Origin of the sequence: Bradyrhizobium sp. S3.12.5, from assembly GCF_040548225.1 — a bacterium.
GTDB lineage: Bacteria > Pseudomonadota > Alphaproteobacteria > Rhizobiales > Xanthobacteraceae > Bradyrhizobium > Bradyrhizobium cytisi.
Window position 1 is genome coordinate 116,020 of sequence record NZ_JBEPRF010000020.1, and the last position, 21,934, is coordinate 137,953.

At 64.0% G+C, this 21,934-nt stretch carries 19 protein-coding genes; 13 read left to right on the forward strand and 6 right to left on the reverse strand.

Going from position 1 to position 21,934, the window contains the following annotated elements; translation table 11 throughout:
* Positions 1–164 precede the first annotated feature (164 nt).
* A complete protein-coding gene (locus ABIC09_RS27200; RefSeq protein WP_354034601.1) occupies positions 165–1,388 on the reverse strand; it encodes a polysaccharide biosynthesis/export family protein in 1,224 nt (407 codons plus the stop codon).
* 509 nt (positions 1,389–1,897) lie between these two features.
* Between ABIC09_RS27200 and ABIC09_RS27205 the strand changes: the two genes are divergently transcribed.
* Positions 1,898–2,035: a hypothetical protein gene (locus ABIC09_RS27205; RefSeq protein ID WP_354034599.1), complete on the forward strand. Its 138-nt coding sequence runs from the start codon at positions 1,898–1,900 to the stop codon at positions 2,033–2,035.
* Between the two features lie 11 nt (positions 2,036–2,046).
* Here ABIC09_RS27205 and ABIC09_RS27210 read toward each other — a convergent pair whose 3' ends face one another.
* Positions 2,047–3,204, reverse strand: coding sequence for a glycosyltransferase (locus tag ABIC09_RS27210; protein ID WP_354111175.1), 1,158 nt, complete (start codon positions 3,202–3,204; stop codon positions 2,047–2,049).
* 67 nt (positions 3,205–3,271) lie between these two features.
* Positions 3,272–3,988 (reverse strand): glycosyltransferase family 4 protein, encoded by a 717-nt coding sequence (locus ABIC09_RS27215; protein WP_354111176.1) that lies wholly within the window; start codon positions 3,986–3,988, stop codon positions 3,272–3,274.
* Positions 3,989–4,003: 15 nt separating this feature from the next.
* On the opposite strand from ABIC09_RS27215, the gene ABIC09_RS27220 reads away from it, so the two are divergent.
* The 4 genes from ABIC09_RS27220 to ABIC09_RS27235 all read left to right on the forward strand — a co-directional run bounded on the left by ABIC09_RS27220 (position 4,004) and on the right by ABIC09_RS27235 (position 8,184).
* Positions 4,004–4,510 carry a hypothetical protein gene (locus ABIC09_RS27220; protein ID WP_354111177.1) on the forward strand — a complete coding sequence of 169 codons (507 nt, stop codon included), beginning with the start codon at positions 4,004–4,006 and terminating at the stop codon, positions 4,508–4,510.
* Positions 4,511–4,662: 152 nt separating this feature from the next.
* Positions 4,663–5,682 carry an NAD-dependent epimerase gene (locus tag ABIC09_RS27225; protein ID WP_354111178.1) on the forward strand — a complete coding sequence of 340 codons (1,020 nt, stop codon included), beginning with the start codon at positions 4,663–4,665 and terminating at the stop codon, positions 5,680–5,682.
* Between the two features lie 161 nt (positions 5,683–5,843).
* A complete protein-coding gene (locus ABIC09_RS27230; RefSeq protein ID WP_354111179.1) occupies positions 5,844–7,157 on the forward strand; it encodes a UDP-glucose dehydrogenase family protein in 1,314 nt (437 codons plus the stop codon).
* A gap of 142 nt (positions 7,158–7,299) precedes the next feature.
* Entirely contained in the window at positions 7,300–8,184 is an 885-nt protein-coding gene (locus tag ABIC09_RS27235; RefSeq protein ID WP_354111203.1) for an aldose 1-epimerase family protein, read from the forward strand.
* Between the two features lie 6 nt (positions 8,185–8,190).
* Here the strand turns inward: ABIC09_RS27235 and ABIC09_RS27240 are convergent, their stop codons facing one another.
* A complete protein-coding gene (locus tag ABIC09_RS27240; RefSeq protein ID WP_354111180.1) occupies positions 8,191–9,363 on the reverse strand; it encodes an acyltransferase family protein in 1,173 nt (390 codons plus the stop codon).
* Positions 9,364–9,664: 301 nt separating this feature from the next.
* Here ABIC09_RS27240 and ABIC09_RS27245 point away from each other — a divergent pair, with 301 nt between their 5' ends.
* Complete coding sequence (locus ABIC09_RS27245; RefSeq protein WP_148753062.1) at positions 9,665–10,480, forward strand: response regulator transcription factor; 816 nt, start codon at positions 9,665–9,667, stop codon at positions 10,478–10,480.
* Positions 10,481–10,514: 34 nt separating this feature from the next.
* Here the strand turns inward: ABIC09_RS27245 and ABIC09_RS27250 are convergent, their stop codons facing one another.
* The gene (locus tag ABIC09_RS27250; protein WP_354084900.1) at positions 10,515–11,654 is read right to left on the reverse strand and encodes an alpha/beta hydrolase family protein; all 1,140 of its coding nucleotides are present in this window, start codon (positions 11,652–11,654) and stop codon (positions 10,515–10,517) included.
* Between the two features lie 149 nt (positions 11,655–11,803).
* Between ABIC09_RS27250 and pgm the strand changes: the two genes are divergently transcribed.
* The 4 genes from pgm to ABIC09_RS27270 all read left to right on the forward strand — a co-directional run bounded on the left by pgm (position 11,804) and on the right by ABIC09_RS27270 (position 16,514).
* A complete protein-coding gene (gene pgm / locus ABIC09_RS27255) occupies positions 11,804–13,450 on the forward strand; it encodes a phosphoglucomutase (alpha-D-glucose-1,6-bisphosphate-dependent) (protein WP_354111181.1) in 1,647 nt (548 codons plus the stop codon).
* 270 nt (positions 13,451–13,720) lie between these two features.
* Entirely contained in the window at positions 13,721–14,770 is a 1,050-nt protein-coding gene (locus ABIC09_RS27260) for an aromatic ring-hydroxylating dioxygenase subunit alpha (protein ID WP_354084898.1), read from the forward strand.
* A gap of 3 nt (positions 14,771–14,773) precedes the next feature.
* On the forward strand, positions 14,774–15,526 hold the full coding sequence (locus ABIC09_RS27265) for a GntR family transcriptional regulator (RefSeq protein WP_148753058.1): 753 nt from the start codon (positions 14,774–14,776) through the stop codon (positions 15,524–15,526).
* Between the two features lie 7 nt (positions 15,527–15,533).
* Entirely contained in the window at positions 15,534–16,514 is a 981-nt protein-coding gene (locus ABIC09_RS27270; protein WP_354111182.1) for a PDR/VanB family oxidoreductase, read from the forward strand.
* Positions 16,515–16,544: 30 nt separating this feature from the next.
* Here the strand turns inward: ABIC09_RS27270 and ABIC09_RS27275 are convergent, their stop codons facing one another.
* Positions 16,545–16,910 carry a nuclear transport factor 2 family protein gene (locus ABIC09_RS27275; RefSeq protein WP_354111183.1) on the reverse strand — a complete coding sequence of 122 codons (366 nt, stop codon included), beginning with the start codon at positions 16,908–16,910 and terminating at the stop codon, positions 16,545–16,547.
* A 102-nt stretch (positions 16,911–17,012) separates the two neighbouring features.
* Here ABIC09_RS27275 and ABIC09_RS27280 point away from each other — a divergent pair, with 102 nt between their 5' ends.
* From ABIC09_RS27280 to ABIC09_RS27290, 3 genes are all read left to right on the forward strand, one after another.
* Entirely contained in the window at positions 17,013–17,603 is a 591-nt protein-coding gene (locus ABIC09_RS27280; RefSeq protein WP_354033796.1) for a TetR/AcrR family transcriptional regulator, read from the forward strand.
* 54 nt (positions 17,604–17,657) lie between these two features.
* Positions 17,658–19,283, forward strand: coding sequence for a GMC family oxidoreductase (locus ABIC09_RS27285; protein ID WP_354111184.1), 1,626 nt, complete (start codon positions 17,658–17,660; stop codon positions 19,281–19,283).
* 348 nt (positions 19,284–19,631) lie between these two features.
* On the forward strand, positions 19,632–21,926 hold the full coding sequence (locus ABIC09_RS27290) for a S8 family serine peptidase (protein WP_354111185.1): 2,295 nt from the start codon (positions 19,632–19,634) through the stop codon (positions 21,924–21,926).
* Positions 21,927–21,934: the final 8 nt, after the last annotated feature.

Consider the following 21,934-nt stretch of genomic DNA (forward strand, 5'->3'; position numbering starts at 1 on the left):
CTGCAATCGCATTCGAGCCCAAAACGGCGTGAACGATCACGTCGGAATGAGGCCGAAATAGTCACACCATATTCAAGAAGCGGGCCATGACATCCTGCCCGGACCTCGCGCGTGGCGAGATCCGGGCAAGAGAGAGTCTCGAGCGTGGCCGCTACTTGTGGCCGTTATTTGGAGTTGACCACGACGCTGGAGATGTTCGACGCGTTCGTTGAAGCTGCGTCCAGCGGGGCCATGACCTTGATGAATTCGGTCGATGGCGATTCAGCGACCGAGACCACGTCGTGATCGCGCATCCTGAACGTATCGGCCTGGAACCAACCGTCAGGCTTGCTCATGTCGAACTTGTAGACGGCCGGGACGGTCGCGGTCGGGAACTGCGACACGTCGACACCGATCTGCTGGAGCAGCGGCTTCGGCTCGAAACGATAGACGTAGATGGACTTGGAATCGGCCCGAGAACCATCGAGACCGCCGGCCTTCGCGAGCGCCTCGGCAAGCGACATGTTGTCGTTCTCGAAGGTGAAGCGGCGGTTGTTGGTGCCGCCGATCGAACCCGGCGACGGCGTCGAGCCGAACGCCATGTACACCCTCGGAATACGGGTGAGGAAGACGACGTCGCCAGGAGCCAGCAGCACGTCCTCGCTGGGATGATGCACGACCGATGACATCGACTCGTTGTAGGTGCGTCCTTCGCGCTTGATCGTGATCGTGCTCTCGTAGGACGGATATTTTGGGCCGCCGGCGCGCGCGATCGCGCCCATCAGGCGGATGCCGCCCGGGTCGACCGGGAAGCGCTGCGGCGAATTGACTTCGCCGAGCACGCTGATCTGGTTGCCGCGCTGTTCCGCGACGCTCACGACCGCCTGCGGATCGATGGCGCGATCCTTGAGGCGTTCGCGGATGATGTTCGAGACGGCGCGCGGCGTCAGGCCGGAGACCTTGATCGATCCGGCGTAGGGGATGTTGATGTTGCCGGACTGGTCGACCTGCTGGCGCGGGATGTCGACGAAATTGCCCGGCCGCACGCTGGCTTCTCGCGGAATGAACAGGCCGCCCGCCTGCGCTTCGTAGACTGTCACGGTGACGATGTCGCCGACGCCGATGGTGACGTCGCGATAATTGCCGCCGGGGAGGCGGGAGAACAGCAGTCCGGCGCTGTCCGTAAACCCGTTGGTCGCCCGCAGCACGGCCGGATTGGCCGGCAGCAGGGCATAGGCGAGCGGCGCGGTCGGCTCGGTGACCAGCGCGGCATTTTTTTGCGTGGATACGGCATCGGGAGCGTCTAGGGGAATGAAGCCCGCGCAGCCGGTCAACGAGATGCTGATCGTAGCGACAGCCAGAATCCGGCCAATTCCGAAATCCAAATGAGCCTGTTCGGTCTTAGCCAATGTCGTTCCCTCGTACGCACCTAAAATCTGAATCACCGTAGCAACTGTCCAGCTACTGAGTCACTGCTGCCTCTTCGTGTTTATGGTAAAGCACTTATGGCTGTGACCTTATTGCCACTTGTGAACCGTGATACACGAGCAAATTTCTGTCTAAAGATTGTGCGGAATACGCTCTTTTTGATGCAGTTCGCAGCGAGGCCATACGAGTGTCAGATCGATGTCATGATTAAGGCAGATGCCGCTCTTGTGAGCGGTGCTGACGTCGGCCCGCGTGCATCCGACAGCCTCGCCGCGAAGCGACATCGCCGTAAAGTTCAAGTGTCGGATTCGGACCTCGGCGTACCCTGCGTTGCAGAAATCCTGCACGGATACTGCGTCGATATTTCAGTAACGGGATTCGGCCTCCGTTAACGCTTAGATTTGGAAGCTGGCGTCACGCTGGCGTCCGTAAGGTCTTCCTAATCCCGATCCGGCTAGGTATCGGCCAAACAAAAGGGAAGGCGAAGACAATGTTGCAAACCGGGCTGCTCGCAGCCGGCTTTCTCATTTGTGCGATGGCCGTCATGTTCGCGATCGCGTGGTCGTTCTCCGATCAACGCGTCATCGATGCCGACCTGGCGCAGGGCGACGTCCACCGGATGGCCTGATCGACAGGTCCCTACGGTCGCAGATTGTTCGAGAAGTCGGACTGCAGCTTTGCCTCGCCGGTCTCGCTCTCGCCCAATTGCAGGACGTCGGCATAGACCGCGCTCAGGTTGCGATGGGTCTGCTCGATGTCGTAGAGGCGGGTGAAGCGCTCATATCCGGCCCGGCCGACCGCAGGCAGATCGAGCCTGGTGGCGCGCTTGAATCCTTCAATCAGCTTTTCGGGCGAGACTTCGTCGCACAGCACGCCGGTGGCGCCGTCCTCGACGATTTCCGGCAGGGCGCCGATGCGGAATGCGATGATCGGCTTGGCCGCGCGCATCGCCTCGATGGCAACGAGGCCGAATGCTTCCCAGCGCGACGGAATCGCCACCATGTCGGTCTGATCCAGTTCGGCCTCGATCTGGTTGCGGTCCATCCAGCCCAGCAGCGTAACGTTGGAGGGCAGATCGCTTCTCCGGAATTTGCTGACGACCGAGGCGCCGATGAGGCGCACATCCAGCGTGGCTCCGAGCGCGCGGGCCGCCTCGATCAGGAGATCATATCCCTTCTGGCGGTCGAGGCGTCCGATGAACAGGACCTTGATCTTCTCCGACCGCCACGGTGCTGCGCGCGTATCGAGCGTGGGGCGCTGCTTGGAAATCCCGTTGTGCACGAGGACGAGGCGTTTTGCCGCAATTCCGGCCCGCCTGGCGTCGACCCGCTCGCTCTCCGAGATGCAGACGATGCGATGGGTCAGCTTCGACAGCACAAGTTCGGTGAACTCGGTGACGGCGCGGCTGAGACGGCCCGTCTCGCGGCCGAAGGCCCATCCGTGCGGACAATAGACGATGCGCGAGCGCCGGTAGGCCAGCCACAGCACCGGCCGCACCACGAGCCCGGCGAATGACGAATGCAGGTGAATGATGTCCGGCTGCTGCTGGCGGACCGCGCGCATGGTCGCGGACAACATGGCAAACAGGCCGACAGCGTTGCGGCCGTCGCGCGGGAAGGTGGTGACGGCCTCATCCTCGATGTTGACCAGGTCGCCGCGATGGTCGGACGGAACGACATAGCTGACGTTGCCGCGTCCGAAGCTCGCGCTCTGATGCGGATGAAGCTCGTTGAGGTAGGTTGCGATGCCGCCTCTCACCGTCTCGGCGACATGCAGAACCTTCAGGCCGCTGGACAACGGTCGATCCTTCCTTGTCTCGCAGAGACCATGTGTACCGTCTCCAAGCAGCAATATTTGGGCCGAGTCATGGTGCCGCTCCGCGGGATGCGGCCTGCGGAGCCGATTTGGCGAGCACATCGAGCATGGCGGCGGCCGATTTGGTCCACGAATATGTCGCGAGCCGCTCCCGCTGCTTCTCTTGTTCCGCCGGCGAAATCCTGCCGAGATCAATTCTTTCGTGCATCCGTGCCAACAACTCGCCGGGGTTGAGCGGGTCGAAGTAGACGGCAGCGTCAGCGCAGGTCTCGCGAACGGCTTCCGCGGAACTCGCAATGACCGGGCAGGCGAAGTACATCGCCTCCAGGGGAGGGATGCCGAAGCCCTCGTACAGACTCGGAAACACGAAAGCTGCAGCCCGGGCGAAGAGCGCGGCGACTTCCTCGTCCTTGAGGCGGCCGGCGATGACGATTCCGGCTTTCGACTCGGTCGCGCCGCCTCCGAAGACCTTGCTGTTGTCGCCTCCGACCACGACCAGCGGGAAATCCGGGCGGCCTAGCCGCTCGGCCGCACGAATGGCTGTGTCGACATTCTTGTTCTTCGTCATCGAGCCGACAAAGAGGAAGAAGCGGTAGGGTTCGAGGCGCAGGGACTCGATGATCGAGAAATCGGGCGCGACCGAGGCGAAGTGCTCCGCACTGTTTGGAACGATCGGGATCGATGCGGGATCCAGCGAGAGCGCGTCGGCAAGTTCGTTGCGTGAAAACGCCGAAACCGTTGCAATGGTTGCGGTGCGTGCCAGCAAATAGCCGAGCGATCGATGCAAGACGAGGTATCGCCAGCTGAAGAAGTCCGGCCGTTTGAACACTTGTGCATCGTGAATGACGACAAGATGGTCGCGGTGGAGCACCGGACCGGAATTGGCGAGGCTGACGAGACGCGTGCCGGCGGCCGCGCGCGCCAGATCGATCTGGTCCCATGCGTGCCCGCGCAAAGTTCCGACCTGCTTGAACTTGATGCGGCCAAGACCGGCGAGCGTCTGCGCATCGGGTGGCACCAGAATCTGCCACTCCGCATCCAGGAGTTGCGGTGCCGCCTTGCCGCTCGTGAGCAGGCGGTCCATCGCTTTGACGATCTCGGCGGCATAGCGCTGCACGCCTGTCAGCGATTGTGTCAGGAACCTGCCGTTGATGGAAAGTTTCAAAGCCGATCTTTTTCTTTGCGCGTGTCTTGCGCGAACAATGCCTCAAGACTGGGCATCCGCGCGGAATGGACGGTCGATATGATCTCTAGCACATGCAGCGCTATCGTCCGAGTATCCTCTTAGCCGGATAGCATGCGTGGATGCATGATGCCATCATGTTTCCTACACATTTCGATGCGCTTACATGGACGACAAGCCTGACTCGATGATGTCGTCATCGTCAAAACCTTGCCTCTCATGTCCTGGTCTGGCATTGCATTCGCGGAATGAACGAGATGACAACTTTGCGACCAGTGATCGTGACCGGCGCTGCCGGCTTTATCGGAATGCACGTTTGTGAACGGCTGTTGGCGCGTGGCGAGCAGGTCGTTGGTATCGATGCGTTCACGCCGTATTACGATCCGGCGCTGAAGCGCGCGCGCCTCGAAAGACTCAAGCACCTTCCCGGCTTCAGTTTCCACGAGATCGACCTTGCCGATTTTGCCGCGGTGATCCGCGTATTCGATGAAGTCGCGCCCGATCGGGTTGTCCACCTTGCAGCGCAGCCGGGCGTCCGTGCCTCGATCGACGATCCCATCACCAGCATCCGTGCCAATTGTGACGGCTTCGTCACCGTGCTCGAGGCCGGCCGGCGCCATGGTCTGGCGCATCTCGTCTACGCCTCGTCGAGCTCGGTCTATGGCGCCAATCGCACCCTGCCGTATTCGACCGAGCAATCGGTCAACCACCCGGTCAGCCTCTACGCCGCGAGCAAGAAGGCCAACGAGCTGATGGCGCACACCTTTGCGCATGTTCACAAGTTGCCGGTGACCGGTCTTCGCTTCTTCACCGTCTACGGTCCGTGGGGGCGGCCCGACATGGCCGCTTATCTGTTCACGCGCGCGATCTTCGCGAATGAGCCGATCAAGATTTTCAATAATGGCGACATGTGGCGCGACTTCACCTATGTCGACGACATCGTCGAGGGCGTGATCCGCACCCTCGATCGGCCCGCAGCTCCGAATCCCGCGTGGAACGCGGAGCGGCCTGAAAATTCGTCGAGCTATGCGCCGTACCGCGTCTACAACATCGGCAACAACAGGTCGGTCAAGCTGCTCGAGTTCGTCGAGACGCTCGAGAGGATCATCGGCAAGCCTGCGATCCGCAAGCTGCTGCCGATGCAGGCCGGCGACGTCCTGGAGACGCGCGCCGACATTTCCGCCCTCCAGCGCGACGTCGGTTTCGCGCCGTCGACGCCAATCGCGGAAGGCCTCGCGCGTTTCGTCGAATGGTATCGAAAGTACCACGGCGTGTGATCGCCGAAGCGACGGCAGGACACAAGAAAATACCCGGGCGGCGACGGCTAAGGTTTGTTCGGCTCGCGAAGCATCCTGCCCTAATGTTGGGCGTGCGGCCGGATAGAGAAATGGTCTAGGGTGTTCAGTGGAGCATCCGTCGTCAACGGAAAGAGTTTCTCATGCGAATTGCGATGATCGGCACGGGGTATGTCGGACTGGTGTCCGGAGCCTGCTTTGCGGATTTCGGTCACGACGTCACCTGCGTCGACAAGGACGAGAAGAAGGTCGCTAGCCTTCATCGCGGCGAGATCCCGATCTACGAGCCGGGCCTCGACGAGCTGGTCGCGACCAATGTGAAGGCCAAGCGGCTCGACTTCACCACCGACCTGTCGAAGCCGGTTGCGGATGCCGATGCCGTGTTCATCGCGGTCGGCACCCCCTCGCGTCGCGGCGACGGTCATGCCGATCTCTCCTACGTCTACGCCGCCGCGAAGGAGATCGCGCAGTCGCTGTCCGGCTTCACCGTGGTGGTGACCAAGTCGACCGTTCCGGTCGGCACCGGTGACGAGGTCGAGCGCATCATCCGCGAGGCCAATCCGCTAGCCGACGTCGTCGTCGCCTCCAATCCTGAGTTCCTGCGCGAGGGCGCCGCGATCCGCGACTTCAAGTTCCCCGATCGCGTCGTGGTCGGCACCTCCGACGAGCGCGGCCGCAAGGTGATGGGCGACATCTACCGCCCGCTGTCGCTGAACCAGGCGCCGCTGATGTTCACCGCGCGCCGCACGGCCGAGATGATCAAATACGCTGCCAATGCGTTCCTCGCGACCAAGATCACCTTCATCAATGAGATCGCGGACCTCGCCGAAAAAGTCGGCGCCAACGTCCAGGAAATCGCGCGCGGCATCGGCCTGGACAACCGCATCGGCACAAAATTCCTGCATGCCGGTCCCGGCTTCGGCGGCTCCTGCTTCCCGAAGGACACCAAGGCGCTGATCAAGATCGCGCAGGATTACGACGTGAGCTTGCGCATCGTCGAATCCGTGCTGGCGGTCAACGAGAACCGCAAACGCGCGATGGCGCGTAAGGTGAGTCAGGCGCTCGGCGGCTCGCTGCGCGGCAAGACCATCGCCGTGCTCGGTCTCACCTTCAAGCCCGACACCGATGACATGCGCGATGCGCCGTCGATCCCGCTCGTCACCGGTCTGATCGACATGGGCGCGAAGGTGAAGGCGTTCGATCCCGTCGGCATGGAGCAGGCCAAGGGCGAGCTGCCCAGCATCACCTATTGCGAGGACGCGTATTCCTGCGCGCAAGGTGCCGACGCGCTGGTCATCGTCACCGAATGGGTGCAGTTCCGCGCGCTCGATCTCGACCGGCTGAAGGCGATCATGGCGCAGCCCGTCGTCGTCGACCTCCGCAACATCTACCGCCCCGAGGAGATGGCCGCGGCCGGCTTCGTTTATGAAAGCGTGGGACGGTCGTCCCGAGCCTAGCACGGCAATGCGCCACTGAGCGTTGCGGCTGTTCGCTCGCCTCGTCCCGAGGCGAGCGAAATCGTTTCCAATGCGGTATGGTCCGCTCGCATGAGGCCACATGCCCTTCGGGCCGTCGGCCTTCGCCGTGATGGAGGCCGCCATGACCGACGAGACGCATACACTCCGCAATGGCGGGCTCACCGCGACCATCAAGGCGCACGGCGCCGAGATGTGCTCGCTCAAGCACAAGGACGGCACTGAGTTCGTCTGGCCGGCAGGTCCCGCCTGGGCGCGTCATGCGCCGCTGCTGTTTCCGATCGTCGGGCGTCTCGCCAATGACGAGATGCGGTACCGGGGCAAGACCTACCGGATGACCCAGCATGGCTTTGCGCGCGACAGCCGTTTTGTCTGGGCGGAGCGCGGCGAGAGCCGTTGCACGCTCGTGCTCGAGGACAGCGAGGCGACGCACGCGCTCTATCCGTTCGCGTTCCGGCTGACGGCGGCCTATGCGCTCGACGAGTCCGGTCTCGATCTCTCGCTCACGGTCGCCAACACCGGCCAGGAGACATTGCCGGCGTCGCTCGGTGGCCATCCCGCTTTCAACTGGCCGCTTCAGGCTGGAGTGCCGAAAGAGAGCTACGCCCTGACGTTCACGAACGAGGAGCCGTCTCCGGTTCGCCGTGTCGAGGGCGGACTCCTGCTCGCGGCAACGGATCCAAGCCCCGTCCGAGGCACTGTGCTTCCCCTGTCGGAAGCCCTGTTCGCCAATGACGCCGTCATCCTCGACCCCGTCAAAAGTGATGCGGTCCGCTATGCCTCCACGGATGGCACCGGGCCTTGGCTCAAAATGTCCTGGCGCGGCTTTCGCGAACTCGGCGTCTGGTCGAAACCATCAGGCGCGCCGTTCCTCTGCATCGAACCCTGGCGCGGCTATGCCAGCCCCAAAGACTTCGACGGCGATTTCAGCGACAAGCCGGGCCTGATGCACATCGCACCCGGGGCAGAGGAGCAGTTGTCGTTCCGGGTCGAGGTGGGAATGTCATGAGGCCGATCATACGCCGGCGCTGCGGCTGTTGAGCGCCACGCGAGCCGTGGTGACGGGCTCCGCGCGCGCGGCTTTGGTCGCCGAAGATGTCAGGCGATGCGCCAGATCCTGCGCGTGCCGCTCGACCAGGTGCCAGGTCGCGCGCGCGACGAGGTAGCTCAGCGCGGCCGTGACGACATAGGCGAGCAGCAGCGACGCCAGCCCGTCCGCGAACGGCCAGATCTGGTGCAGGCCGAAGATCACCGCGAAATGCGACAGGTACATCGAATAGGAGTTGCGGCCGAGCGCCTCGAGTGGTTGCAGGCGGATCGCAAGGCGGATGCACCAGAACACGAGTGCGCCGAGCACGAGGTTGATCACGAGATAGTTGAACTCGTGCGATCCGGTCGCGCGGTCGGCGACAAAGGACAGCGCGACGAAGCCTGCGAGGATCGCGGCGTCAGACTTCGCAAAACCGTCGCGCAGCGCAAAGAACAGCGCGCAGCCGACCAGGAAGACCGGCAACTGGTTCAGGAAGCTGATGTGCAGCGCGTTCCAGACGAACGCCTCGTGGCCGGGGCCGTAATAGGCCGAGAACAGCGCGAACGCCCACGGCTTGAACAGGCAGACATTGACGAGGTGCAGCACGATCGCGAGCGCAAGATAGAGATGACGGCGCGATCCGAACGCCGTGATCACGAACGGGAAGACCAGATAGAACATCATCTCGGCTGCGATCGACCAATCGCCCGGCACGACGCTGTTGACGCTGTCGGGCCAGAAGCCGTGCAGGAACGTCGCGGTCAGGATCACCTGGAGCGGTCCGATGCCGTTCGGTGCGTTGGTGCTCGGGCCCGTGCCGTTGATGAACAGGTAGACCGGGATCGCGAGCCAGAACAGCGGCGCGATGCGCAAGAAGCGGCGGATGTAGAATTTGCGCGTCGGGCTCGCTTCGGTGCGCTGCGTCCACATCAGGCACATTGTCATGGCGCTGACGAAGTAGAACACGTTGACGCCGGTCCAGCCGCACATGAAGGCGTAATCGACGGCATGGATATTTGACGGAAAAGATTGCGAGACGTGGATCGCCATCACGCCGACGATGGCGAGGCCGCGCAGGAAGTCGAGGCTGTGCGAGCGGCCGAAGGGCGTTGCGCCTCGGTCGGTCCGACCGGCAGCCAACCGGGCCTGCCCCTGCATCACGCCTGCTCCGTGGTCTTGCCGTTCTCTCGCGCTTGCGATGCGAAAGCATAGAGGCGGTGCCGGCCAAACCGAAGCGGAAGCCTTTCTTTACGTTAACCGGCGGTTGAATCCGGAGCCGGATGAGCAGGCTTGTTGGTGCCGGGCGCGGCCGAAGCGGGGCCGAGTTCCGCGCATCGGTGCGCTCAGTGAGAAGTGTGGGCCAATTCATACTTAATACTTCAATACCGTGACCAATATTGTTTGGGCAGCATAACAAGCCTAGTGTTCAAGCAGGCAGTTTCGGGGGCTCGAATAAGCCGTGAATGTACGTTCACAGGACAGCGCGTCGCGCGGCGGCCTGAATTTTCAGGGTGGCTCAAACGCACACAGGACATCCAACATCGTGGCCGATTCCGCACTTCAGGAATTGCGTCCTATCGGGCGCGAGCGATTGATTGTGGTCGAAGACGACCCGGTGATCCGGACGATGCTGGTCGGTTACTTCAGCGAGAACAATTTCGACGTGGTCGGCGCCGGTACCTGCGCGGAATGTCGCCAGGCGCTGCGCGCGCGCACCGACCTGGTCTTCCTCGATTTGCAGTTGCCCGACGGCGACGGCTTCGAGCTCGCCAGGGAGATCCAGGCGACCAGCAATGCGGGCATCATCTTCGTGACCCGCCGCGACACCGATGTCGACCGCATCCTCGGCCTCGAGATCGCCGGCGATCATTACGTCACCAAGCCGATCAATCTGCGCGAGCTGCTGGCGCGTGCGCGCAGCGTGCTGCGGCGGCGCTCGATCGACCGCAAGGCGGCGCGCAACCACAATTCGATCGCCTTCGGCGACTGGATCATCGACCTGACGCGGCGCGAGCTGCTCGGCAGCGACGGCAAGCCGGTGGCGCTGACGCGCGCCGAGTTCGATCTGCTCGCCGCGCTCGTCGGTGCGGATGGCAGGCCGCTCAGCCGCGACTATCTGATCGAGGTCGTCAGCAACCGCCAGGCCGAGGTCGACATCCGCACGGTCGATGCGTTGGTGGCGCGGCTGCGTCGCAAGCTCGTCGGCAGCGGCACGCCCGTCATCGCCACCGTCACCGGTGTCGGCTACAAGCTCGCGCTCAGCGAGCGGCTCTGATCTCAACTGTCGAAAGATCCGATCGCCCGCGTACCTATCGTGTGCGGGCGCTTTGATCCGTGGTGATTTGTCGTGTCGTCCCCGCCAGCTGGTCGTCGACCGCGTAGAGCGTGCAGGTCGGCGACCATTTCATGCAGGCCGCAAGCGAATCGCGTTGCGCATCGTCCACGGTGTTGCGCCCCGAGCGCCAGCCGTAACCGCCATTGGGCGATACCGCAAAGGCCTTGTGCGGCATGGTGCTGGCGAGATAGCGCGCAAACTCGGCTTTCGCCGCGTCACTGAAATGGCCCGGCGGCGGCAGCGGATCGGGCGGGCTCAGCATGTCGTGGGCGAGCCCGCGCTCGCGCAGGAAGGCGTCGAGATAAGGCGTCCATTGCGGGCGGCCAGCCACGGAATAGAGATAGTGGCCGTCGTCGCCGTAAGGCGGTGCCGTGACGAATTTCGCGCTGCCGCCGCCGGCGCGAAAGGCGGCATAGAGGCGGCGCGCCAGGTCAGGGCCGAAGTACAGATCGTTGGTCGCGTAGACCCACAGCATCGGCACCCGTGAGGACTTGCCGAAGCTGGCGAAGGCCTGCACCAGCCCATCCTCGTTGCAGACGTCTTCGTCATCGTCGCGCGAGCCGCGGCCGCCGGCAAAGCTGATCGCGGCGACGAGGCCGGGCGGCGGCTGCGCCGTCAGCGCGACGGTGGCGAGTCCGCCGGCGGAATGGCCGGCCGCGATCATGCTCGTCGTGGTGACATCAGCCCGGCGCGACATCGCATCGATCGCCGCGCGCAAATCCGCGATCGCAACCGCTGCCGCCGGCAAATAGGCGGCATTGGCGCAGCCGCCGGCGCTGTCGGCCCGGCCGCCGGGCGAGGTGCCGTAGCCGCGCCGCATCACGATCAGCGCGGCGAAACCGCGCCGGGCATATTCGAGCGCGATGCCGTAATATGCGTGCGCCGTCATGGTCGCGCGATCGCCAAAGCTGCGCGGCGTGCCGTGGCTGAGCAGCGCGAGCGGATAGCGCTTGGTCCCGGCCGGGCGGACCAGAAACGCCTCCAGTCCCTGCGGCCCGGCTTCCGTCATCGGGATGCGGAGGTCCTCGGTGTAGAATTCCGCGGCCCGCGCTGGCGCAAAGCCCATCGCGAGCGAGCCAATCAGCAGAAATAAGAGCCTGTGAAACAGCGCCATGTGCCGACTCGAAAAAAGACCAGATCAAAAGAAGACCATAGCACGTTCTCCGGAACGGCCGCCCACCGCGCGTGTTGTGCCCTTGGCGCGGGCCCGGCCGATGCTATGGTGTGGCGCAATCTCTGTACGACAGGACGAGGATATTTCCAGTGGCTGATGTTGATCCCGCGGCGGGCAAAGTGGTCTCGCCGGACGCGCTCGCCAACATTCCGCGGCTCGTGACGGCCTATTTCGCGGGCAAGCCGGACGCGGCGGACCCGGCGCAGCGGGTGGCGTTTGGCACCTCCGGCCATCGCGGCACCTCGCTGAAGAGCTCCTTCAACGAAGGCCACATCCTCGCGACCACGCAGGCCATTTGTGACTACAGAAAAGAAAAGGGGCTGACCGGGCCGCTCTTCATCGGCATCGACACCCATGCGCTGGCCGAGCCGGCGCTCGTCAGCGCCGTCGAAGTGTTCGCGGCCAACGGCGTCGAGGTGATGATCGACAAGGACGGCGGCTACACGCCGACGCCTGTCATCTCGCACGCGATCCTGACCTACAACAAGGGCCGCACGTCGGGTCTGGCCGATGGCGTTGTCGTCACGCCCTCGCACAATCCGCCGGAGGATGGCGGCTACAAATACAATCCGCCGCATGGCGGGCCGGCTGACACCGACGTCACGAGCGTCGTCGAGAAGCGCGCCAACGCCTATCTCGCCGACGGCCTCAGGAGCGTGAAGCGCATCGACTATGCCAGAGCGCTGAAATCGTCGACCGTGCACGCCTACGACTACATCACGCCTTATGTGGCCGATCTCGGCAATGTCGTCGATCTCGATCTGGTCAAGTCCGCCGGCATCAATATCGGCATCGACCCGCTCGGTGGTGCTGCCGTGCATTATTGGCATCCGATCATCGCGCGCTATGGCCTCAAGGCCAGTGTCGTGAATGAGGCGATCGATCCGGCCTTCCGTTTCATGACCGTCGACTGGGACGGCAAGATCCGCATGGATTGCTCCTCGCCCTATGCGATGGCGAGCCTGATCGCGATGCGTGACCGGTTCGACGTTGCGTTTGCCAACGACACCGACGCCGATCGCCACGGCATCGTGACGCGCACCGGCGGCCTGATGAATCCGAACCATTATCTGGCGACCGCGATCTCCTATCTGTTCGCGCATCGCCCGAACTGGGGCGGCAGCGCTGCGATCGGCAAGACCGTGGTGTCGAGCTCGATCATCGACCGCGTCGCCAAGAAGCTCGACCGCAAGCTGGTGGAGACGCCGGTCGGCTTCAAATGGTTCGTCGACGGGCTCCTCACGGGCGGCTTCGGCTTTGGCGGCGAGGAGAGCGCTGGGGCCTCGTTCCTGCGCCGCGACGGCACGGTGTGGACCACCGACAAGGACGGCATCATCCTCGGCCTGCTCGCAGCCGAGATCATGGCCAAGACCGGCCGCGATCCGAGCCAGCTCTTTGGCGATCTCACCGCCGAGCTCGGCGTGCCCCATTACGCCCGCATCGACGTCGCGGCGACCGTGCCGCAGAAGAACATCTTGAAATCCGTCACGCCCGAGCAACTTGGACTGAAGGACCTCGCCGGCGATCCCGTCCGCGCCACGCTCAGCAAGGCGCCCGGCAACGGCCAGCCCTTCGGCGGCATCAAGGTCGAGACCGACTACGGTTGGTTCGCCGCGCGGCCGTCGGGGACGGAGGACGTCTACAAGATCTACGCGGAAAGCTTCCGCAGCACCGAGCACCTGAAGCGGATTCAGGAAGAAGCCCAGGCCGGGCTGAAGAAGGTGTTCGGGGCGTAGGGACCGAGCCGAGCGCCGCTATCGTTACCCCCAGATGATGTCATCACCCGCGAAAGCGGGTGATCCAGCACTCCGCGGCGCCGATTTGATGAATCAACGACCGCCGCGGAGTACTGGACCTCCCCGCCTTCGCGGGGAATGACGGTGGGGCGAATCCTGTATACACGGCGTCATCAGCCGGTATTATAATACGGCAATTCAGGCCTTGAATCATTCTATCTCCCAGCTATTGTATACATAACGCATACATAAGCCTTGGGAGATCGCCCAATGACAAAACCCTTCCCCATGAACGCCTGGTACGCCGCCGCCTGGGACGCCGACGTCAAGCCGGCGCTGTTGCCGCGGACGATCTGCGGCAAGCACGTCGTGATGTACCGCAAGGCCGACGGCGCGGTGACCGCGCTGGAGGATGCCTGCTGGCACAGGCTGGTGCCGCTGTCCAAGGGCCGGCTCGAAGGCGACACCGTCGTCTGCGGCTATCACGGCCTGAAATACAACGCGCAGGGCCGCTGCACCTTCATGCCCTCGCAGGAGACCATCAACCCGTCTGCCTGCGTGCGCGCCTATCCCGTCGTCGAGCGTCACCGCTACGTCTGGCTCTGGATGGGCGATCCAGCGCTCGCCGATCCCGCGCTGGTGCCCGACATGCACTGGAATCACGATCCGGCCTGGGCCGGCGACGGCAAGACCATCCGCGTCAATTGCGACTACCGCCTCGTGCTCGACAATCTCATGGACCTCACCCACGAGACGTTTGTGCACGGCTCCTCCATCGGCAATGACGCGGTCGCCGAAGCGCCGTTCGACGTCACCCATGGCGAGAAGACGGTGACGGTGACGCGCTGGATGCGCGGCATCGAGGCGCCGCCGTTCTGGGCCAAACAGCTCGGCAAGTCCGGCCTCGTCGACCGCTGGCAGATCATCCGCTTCGAGGCCCCGTGCACCATCGCCATCGACGTCGGCGTGGCGCCAACCGGCACCGGCGCGCCGGAAGGCGACCGCTCGCAGGGCGTCAACGGCTTTGTGCTCAACACCATCACGCCCGAGACCGAGAAGACCTGCCACTATTTCTGGGCGTTCGTGCGCAACTATCAGATCGGCGAGCAGCGCATTACCACCGAAATCCGCGACGGCGTCTCCGGCATCTTCCACGAGGACGAGCTGATCCTGGAGGCGCAGCAGCGCGCCATGGACGAGAACCCGGACCGCATCTTCTACAATCTCAATATCGACGCCGGCGCGATGTGGATGCGCAAGCTGATCGACAGGATGCTCGCGAAGGAGAACCCGCCGCAGCAGCTCCAGGCCGCGGAGTAGATCATGGCCGAACGTGAGGTCGACCGCTCCGTCTCGCAGACCGTGAAGGCGCAGCTCGCGTTGCGCGACCAGATCCTGTCGGGGACTTTACGTCCCGGCGAGCGCATCTCCGAGCTGCAGGCGGTGGAGACCACCGGCGCCTCGCGCACGCCGGTGCGCATGGCGCTGGTGCGGCTGGAGGAGGAAGGCCTGCTGGAGGCGATCCCCTCCGGCGGCTTCATGGTGAAAGCGTTCTCCGAGCGCGACATCTCCGATTCCATCGAGCTGCGCGGCACGCTGGAAGGCCTCGCCGCGCGCTTTGCCGCCGAGCGCGGCGTCTCCGCGCGCGAGCTCGAGCCGCTCAAGGAGTGCCTCGCCGCGATCGACGAGCTGCTGCGGCAAGTGCCGATCTCGATCGAAGCGTTCTCGTCCTATGTCGCGCTGAACGCGCGCTTCCACGCGCTGCTCACCGAATTATCGCGCAGCCCGCCGCTGATCCGGCAGATCGACCGCGCCTCGGCGCTGCCGTTCGCCTCGCCGAGCGCCTTCGTGATGGCGCAGTCGGCACTGCCCGAGGCGCAGCAGATCCTGATCATCGGGCAGGAGCACCACCGCGTCGTGATCGACGCGATCGAGAACCGCGAGGGCGCACGGGCCGAGGCCGTGATGCGCGAGCACGCCCGGCTCGCGGTGCGCAACTTAAGGCTCGCGCTGCGCAACCGCACCCATCTCGATTTGCTGCCGGCGCTGGCGCGGATCATGACCGCAACCGATTGAGGGCACCATGCGCTTCGTCGAAACCTGGATTCCGGCCACGCTCGTCTCGACCCGCGATCTTGCGCCCGGCATCCGCGAATTCCTGATCCGCCCGGATCAGTTCGACGGCGCCGCCTATCCGGTCGGCAGCCACATCAATGTCAGCGTCACCATCGACGGCCAGCCCGAGACACGGTCCTATTCGCTGGTCGGTGAAGCCTCGCCGCAAGGCTTCAGGATCGCGGTGCGCCGCGCGGAGGATTCCCGCGGCGGCTCACGCTACATGTGGCAGCTCGCGCCGGGCGCACGGCTCGACATTACGCGGCCGTCGTCGCTGCTCGCGGTCGATTGGACGCGCCAAAACTATTGCCTGATCGCCGGCGGCATCGGCATCACCCCGATCCTCAGTGCCGCACAGGCGCTGGCGCGCCGCGGCGCCGCTGTCACGCTGCACTACGCCGTGCGCGGGCGCGCTGACGCCGCCTATCTCGACGAGCTCTCAAGCCTGCTCGGCGACCGCCTGGTCGTCCATGCCAGCAATGAAGGCAAGCGGCTCGATCTCGACAGGCTGTTCGCCGAGCTGCCGAAGGGCACGCTGACGCTGTTCTGCGGCCCGATGCGGATGCTCGATGCCGCCCGCCACGCCTGGATCGGCGCCGGCCATCCGCTTCCCGATCTCCGCTACGAGACGTTTGGCTCCAGCGGCACGCTGCCGAGCGAAACCTTTCGCGTGCGCCTGAAGGGCTCCAATGTCGAGCTCGAGATCCCGCGCGAGCGCTCGATGCTTGATGTCCTCAACGCCAGCGGCTTTGAGGTGATATCCGACTGCAAGCGCGGCGAATGCGGCCTCTGCGCCATCGACGTCGTCGACGTCGACGGCGAGATCGACCATCGCGACGTCTTCTTCAGTGATCACCAGAAGCAAAGCAACCAGAAGATCTGCGCCTGCGTCTCCCGCGCGCGGGGCACGATCACGGTGGATACGCTGCTGCGGGCGGATGCGGTTTGACGTTAGCAGCTCGGCCTTGAGGGCGCCGGTTCATCGTCCCATCTGCTTCGGATCGTAATAGAACCGCTCCTCGATCAGCTGATCGCCCCGCCAGGTCTGCCACGCGATTTCGTCGAGTGTCCGCGTCACACCTTCGGCATTGATGAAGCTGAACTTCCAGCGCGAGGCGACATGGTCGCCTTCGATCAGGCTCGGCCCGATCCGCACCGCCTTGACTTCCTTGAAGGCCGCCAGCACGCCGCGCTCTTTGGCCGCGAGCTTGTCGCGACCGACCACGGGTTCGGTCTGGTTTTCATACGTCGCGGCGTCCGGAGAGTAGTAATCGAGGATCGCTCCGACAAAATCGCCATCCTCCAACCGCTTTGCAAAGGCTTCGACAATCTCACGGCTCGGCATTGGCAGCACCTCGGATTATAAACCGACTGACGGTCTGTAAATACCGACCCTTGGTCGAAAAGTCAACTGGTGGGATCCGCCGAATTGGACTAGACGGGGCTGATGGCGAAGCAGGCGGAGCGGCGGGCCGCGACATCGGAGGCGATCCTGACGGCGGCGCGCCGGTTGTTCGGGATGCAAGGGTTTGCCGCGACGACGATGGACGAGATCGCTGAAGCCGCCGGCGTCGCCAAGGGCGCGGTCTATCATCACTTCAGGACCAAGGAGGCGGTGTTCGAAGCGGTCTTCGACCTGGTCTCGCGCGACCTCGTCGCCGAGATCGACAGCACCGCGCGCGCCGAGAAGGACGTGCTGGCCGCGATGGTCGCCGGCACCCAGCATTATTTTGCTGTGACCGCCAAGGGGCCGACCGGCCAGATCATTCTGCGCGACGGTCCGGCCGTGCTCGGCTGGGAGCGCTGGCGCGAGATCGATGCCAAACACTTTGGCGGCAAGATGCCGCGCGCGCTCGCGGTGGCGATGGAGGCCGGCCTGATCGCAAGGCAGCCGGTCGAGCCGCTGGCGCGGCTGCTGCTCGGTGCTGTGACGGAAGCCGCGGTCGCTTGCGCCGGGCGCGCCGATATCGCAAGGGCGGGCGCGGAATATGCCCGTGCGTTCAAGTCGCTGGTCGAGGCGCTGCGCCTCCGCGCATGATTGTGCTAATCACGACACTGGAAACGCCCACACCGACAAGAAGAACAATAGCGCATGAACGCAAATTCCATTCTCGCCCCGTCCGATCCCGAGTTCGACTACATTATCGTCGGCGCCGGCTCTGCCGGCTGTGTGCTCGCCAATCGCCTGTCGGCGAACGGCAAGCACTCGGTGCTGCTGCTCGAGGCCGGCCCGAAGGATTCCAACATCTGGATCCACGTGCCGCTCGGCTACGGCAAGCTGTTCAAGGAAAAGACCGTCAACTGGATGTACCAGACCGAGCCGGAGCCCGAGCTGAAGGGCCGCCAGGTGTTTCAGCCACGCGGCAAAACGCTGGGCGGATCGAGCTCGATCAACGGCCTGCTCTATGTTCGCGGCCAGCACGAGGACTACGATCGCTGGCGCCAGCACGGTAATGCCGGCTGGGGTTATGACGACGTGCTGCCCTATTTCAAGAAGGCGGAGAACCAGACGCGCGGCGCCGATCAATATCACGGCAGCAGCGGGCCGCTGCCGGTCTCCAACATGGTCGTGACCGATCCGCTGTCGAAAGCCTTCATCGACGCCGCGGTCGAGACCGGTTTGCCCTACAATCCCGATTTCAACGGCGCCACGCAGGAAGGCGTCGGCCTGTTCCAGACCACCACGCGCAACGGCCGCCGCGCCTCGACGGCGGTGGCCTATCTCGGCCCCGCGAAGACGCGCAGCAATCTCAAGATCGAGACCGAGGCGCTCGGCCAGCGCGTGCTGTTCGAGGGCCGCCGTGCGGTCGGCGTCGAGTACCGGCAAGGCGCAACTGTGCGCCGTGCGCGTGCGCGGAAGGAGATCGTGCTGTCGAGCGGCGCCTACAACTCGCCGCAGCTCCTGCAGCTCTCCGGCGTCGGGCCTGCGGATCTCCTGCGCAAGCACGGCATCGACGTCGTGCTGGACGCAGCTGGCGTCGGTCACGATCTCCAGGACCACATGCAGGTTCGCGTCGTGATGCGCTGCTCGCAGAAGATTACGCTCAACGACACCGTCAACCATCCGCTCCGCCGCACCCTCGCCGGCGCGCGCTATGCGCTCTTCCGGAAAGGCTGGCTGACGATCGCGGCCGGCACGGCGGGCGCTTTCTTCAAGACCAATCCGCGGCTGGCTTCGCCCGACATCCAGGTGCACTTCCTGCCGTTCTCGACCGACAAGATGGGCGAGAAGCTGCATGATTTCTCCGGCTTCACGGCGTCGGTGTGCCAGCTCCGGCCCGAAAGCCGTGGGTCCTTGCGCATCCGGAGCGCGGACCCGAACGTGCCGCCGGAAATCCGCATCAACTACATGTCGACCGAGACCGACCGCACCACCAACGTCGAAGGCCTCAAGATCCTGCGAATGATCTTGCATGCGTCGGCGCTGAAGCCGTTCGTGATCAGCGAGTACGATCCCGGCGCGAAGGTATCCACGGACGCCGAGCTTCTGGATTATTGCCGCGAGCGCGGCAGCACCATCTACCATCCGACCTCGACCTGTCGTATGGGCAATGACGCGCTCGCGGTGGTGGACCAGCGGCTGAAGGTGAGGGGGCTCGAGGGCCTGCGCGTCGTCGACGGTTCGATCATGCCGGACCTCGTCTCCGGGAACACCAACGCGCCGATCATCATGATCGCGGAGAAGGCCTCCGATATGATATTGGAGGATGCGCGGTAGGCCGCGCCCGTCGACCTCAAGCGAATCCAGGTTCCTTCCGCCGGCCGCGCTGTATCCGCGACGCCCGCCTATGGCGGGCTCCTCGCCATGAGGGTGTGATATCTCGCCGCAAAACGCGACCCTCATTCTGAGGGCCCGCCGCAGGCGGGCGTCTCGAAGGATGGCTGCAAGCGAGTTGGTCGCCGCGTCTTTCTTCATATGCGATAGCCCTGTGGGAAGCCGCGTGCATGTTCCGGGGCTGTTTTCGCCAAATTCAGTGGCCCTACGCGTTGCATGTGATTGCAACCAAAGGTAAGATTGGTCCAATAATTCAATTTATTTCCATCACGAACTGACAGGGAGGGTGTCATGACGCGCATTCTCAAGATTTATGATTCAGAGGCCGCCACCAAGGCCGGCTCGCCGTTGAGAGTGATCGAGACTTATCCGGCCTTCACCGTCGCCGAAGTGCCGGACAGCGCCGCTGACGACATCAAGCGCAATTATCTGACCGAGGACATCACGGATCAGTACACGCTGCCGGCGGCGGGCGGCATCGACACATCGATGGCGCGCATCAATGCAAAGGGCAAGACAGTGGCCCATCCCGCCTACAAGAAGGCGCCGAGGTTGAGCTCCGGGCCGCATCACTACATCGTGCAGTTCATCGGACCGATCAAGCAGGATTGGCTCAAGGCCGCGAGCAAGGCCGGGGCCGACTTCGTGCAGCCCTATGAGGGGTTCTCCTACATCGCGAACATGGCGGCGAAGGATCTCGCAGCCGTCTCGTCGCTGCCCTTCGTGCGCTGGGTCGGCCATCTCCCGTTTTCGGCGCGACTGGCTGCCGACACGATTCCCGGGCCGGGAAAGGCGCTGGGCGAGGGGCTTCCGGAGGTGCCACGCACGCGCATTCGCGCTGGCGTCTATACGGTGCAGTTCTTTCGCGCGACGCAGGCGGCCAAGGCGATCAAGCAGGTCACTAAACTCGGCTTCGATATCCTCGACAAGCGCAAGGGTTCCGACGTTCTCATCGTGGGGACCAAGCGTACGACGGCCACGGCCGTCGCGCGCCAGCTCGAGCAATTGTCGCGCGTCCACGGCGTGAGCCAGATCACCGAGCGCGCCATTCCGCGCAAGTCGAATGACCGGGCCGCCGTCGTCATGGGGACCGCGGCTTCGCTCGGGCATCCGGGCCTAGGTCTCAATGGTGACGGTGAGATCATTGCGGTAGCCGATACCGGACTGGACAGTGGCGACCCGAACAACATGCATCCGGATTTCGTCGGCCGCATCAGCTTCATCAAGAGCTATCCCATCACGCGCGACTACAGCAGGTTCATCAAGAATCCCGGCGGCGATGATGGGCCTGCTGATCTCGACAGTGGCCACGGCACGCACACCACCGGTTCGGTTCTTGGCAGCGGCATTGCCAGCTCCAATTTTCAGGGATTGACGGGGCCGGTCCGCGGCCTGTCGTCCGGCGCTCGGCTCGTCTTCCAGGCGATCGAGCAGGAGATGAAATGGAAGAACCCAGCCGATCTGGCGAAAAACGGTCGCTTCCTGCTGTCCGGGATTCCCAACGACCTGGCCGTCCTGTTCGGCGATGCCTATGCAAAAGGGGCACGCATTCACTCGAATTCCTGGGGCGGCGGGAATCCTGGAGAATATGACGAGCAATGCCAGCAGCTGGACAAGTTTGTCTGGAGCAAGCCCGACTTCTGCATCCTCTTTGCTGCAGGCAACGATGGCACGGACGCAGATCGCAATGGCGTGGTTGATCTGGGCAGCGTCACGGCGCCCGGGACCGCGAAAAACTGCATCACCGTTGGCGCGTGCGAGAACAACCGGCCGGAATTCCACATGACCTATGGCGATAGCTGGCCGAAGGACTACCCGGCCGAGCCGCTCAAATCCGCGCAGGTGTCGGACAATCCGGACGACATTGTGGCCTTCAGCAGCCGGGGCCCCACCGCGGACGGACGGATCAAGCCGGACGTCGTCGCGCCCGGGACGTTCATCCTGTCGACACGGTCGCGGATGATCGCCGAGAACAATTTCGGTTGGGCGAGGTTCGACCGGAGCAAGCTGTACATGTATGACGGCGGCACCAGCATGGCGACGCCGCTCACCGCGGGCGCCGTCGGCGTGGTCAGGCAGTATCTGCGCACCAACCGGGGCATCGCCTCGCCATCGGCGGCGCTACTCAAGGCCACGCTGGTGACTTCGGCCGTCTTTCTGAGCGGCGCGGCGTCCTCGTTGGACAACAATCAGGGATACGGCCGGGTCGATCTCGACGCGGTTCTGGCACCGCCAGATCCACTGCGCGTGAACTTTGCGGAGGGACGACCCCTCCAGACCGGCGAGATGGACCAGCGAACCGTCACCGTGGCGAAGCCGGGCGCTGCGTTGCGGGTCGTGATGGCCTATTCCGATTTTCCGGGGGCGGCGCTCGTCAATAATCTCAACCTGGTTGTGCGGGCACCCGACGGCACGGTTTTCGTCGGAAACAGCGGGCAGCCGGCGGGAGCGTTCGATTCGAAGAACAATGTGGAACTGGTCCATATCGCCCAGGCCGCCGCGGGAGATTACATCGTCCAGGTGATCGCCTCGAACGTCGCCTCGGGTCCGCAACCTTTTGCTCTTGTCGTTCAGGGGGCGATGTGAAATCTGTG

What these genes read in the sequence shown, in the direction of transcription:
- ABIC09_RS27205 (WP_354034599.1), top strand. Translation starts at nt 1,898, where the DNA reads ATGTTGCAAACCGGGCTGCTCGCAGCCGGCTTTCTCATTTGTGCGATG.
- ABIC09_RS27220 (WP_354111177.1), top strand. Translation starts at nt 4,004, where the DNA reads ATGCAAGACGAGGTATCGCCAGCTGAAGAAGTCCGGCCGTTTGAACAC.
- ABIC09_RS27225 (WP_354111178.1), top strand. Translation starts at nt 4,663, where the DNA reads ATGACAACTTTGCGACCAGTGATCGTGACCGGCGCTGCCGGCTTTATC.
- ABIC09_RS27230 (WP_354111179.1), top strand. Translation starts at nt 5,844, where the DNA reads ATGCGAATTGCGATGATCGGCACGGGGTATGTCGGACTGGTGTCCGGA.
- ABIC09_RS27235 (WP_354111203.1), top strand. Translation starts at nt 7,300, where the DNA reads ATGACCGACGAGACGCATACACTCCGCAATGGCGGGCTCACCGCGACC.
- ABIC09_RS27240 (WP_354111180.1), bottom strand. Translation starts at nt 9,363, where the DNA reads ATGCAGGGGCAGGCCCGGTTGGCTGCCGGTCGGACCGACCGAGGCGCA.
- ABIC09_RS27250 (WP_354084900.1), bottom strand. Translation starts at nt 11,654, where the DNA reads ATGGCGCTGTTTCACAGGCTCTTATTTCTGCTGATTGGCTCGCTCGCG.
- ABIC09_RS27260 (WP_354084898.1), top strand. Translation starts at nt 13,721, where the DNA reads ATGACAAAACCCTTCCCCATGAACGCCTGGTACGCCGCCGCCTGGGAC.
- ABIC09_RS27265 (WP_148753058.1), top strand. Translation starts at nt 14,774, where the DNA reads ATGGCCGAACGTGAGGTCGACCGCTCCGTCTCGCAGACCGTGAAGGCG.
- ABIC09_RS27270 (WP_354111182.1), top strand. Translation starts at nt 15,534, where the DNA reads ATGCGCTTCGTCGAAACCTGGATTCCGGCCACGCTCGTCTCGACCCGC.
- ABIC09_RS27275 (WP_354111183.1), bottom strand. Translation starts at nt 16,910, where the DNA reads ATGCCGAGCCGTGAGATTGTCGAAGCCTTTGCAAAGCGGTTGGAGGAT.
- ABIC09_RS27280 (WP_354033796.1), top strand. Translation starts at nt 17,013, where the DNA reads ATGGCGAAGCAGGCGGAGCGGCGGGCCGCGACATCGGAGGCGATCCTG.
- ABIC09_RS27285 (WP_354111184.1), top strand. Translation starts at nt 17,658, where the DNA reads ATGAACGCAAATTCCATTCTCGCCCCGTCCGATCCCGAGTTCGACTAC.
- ABIC09_RS27290 (WP_354111185.1), top strand. Translation starts at nt 19,632, where the DNA reads ATGACGCGCATTCTCAAGATTTATGATTCAGAGGCCGCCACCAAGGCC.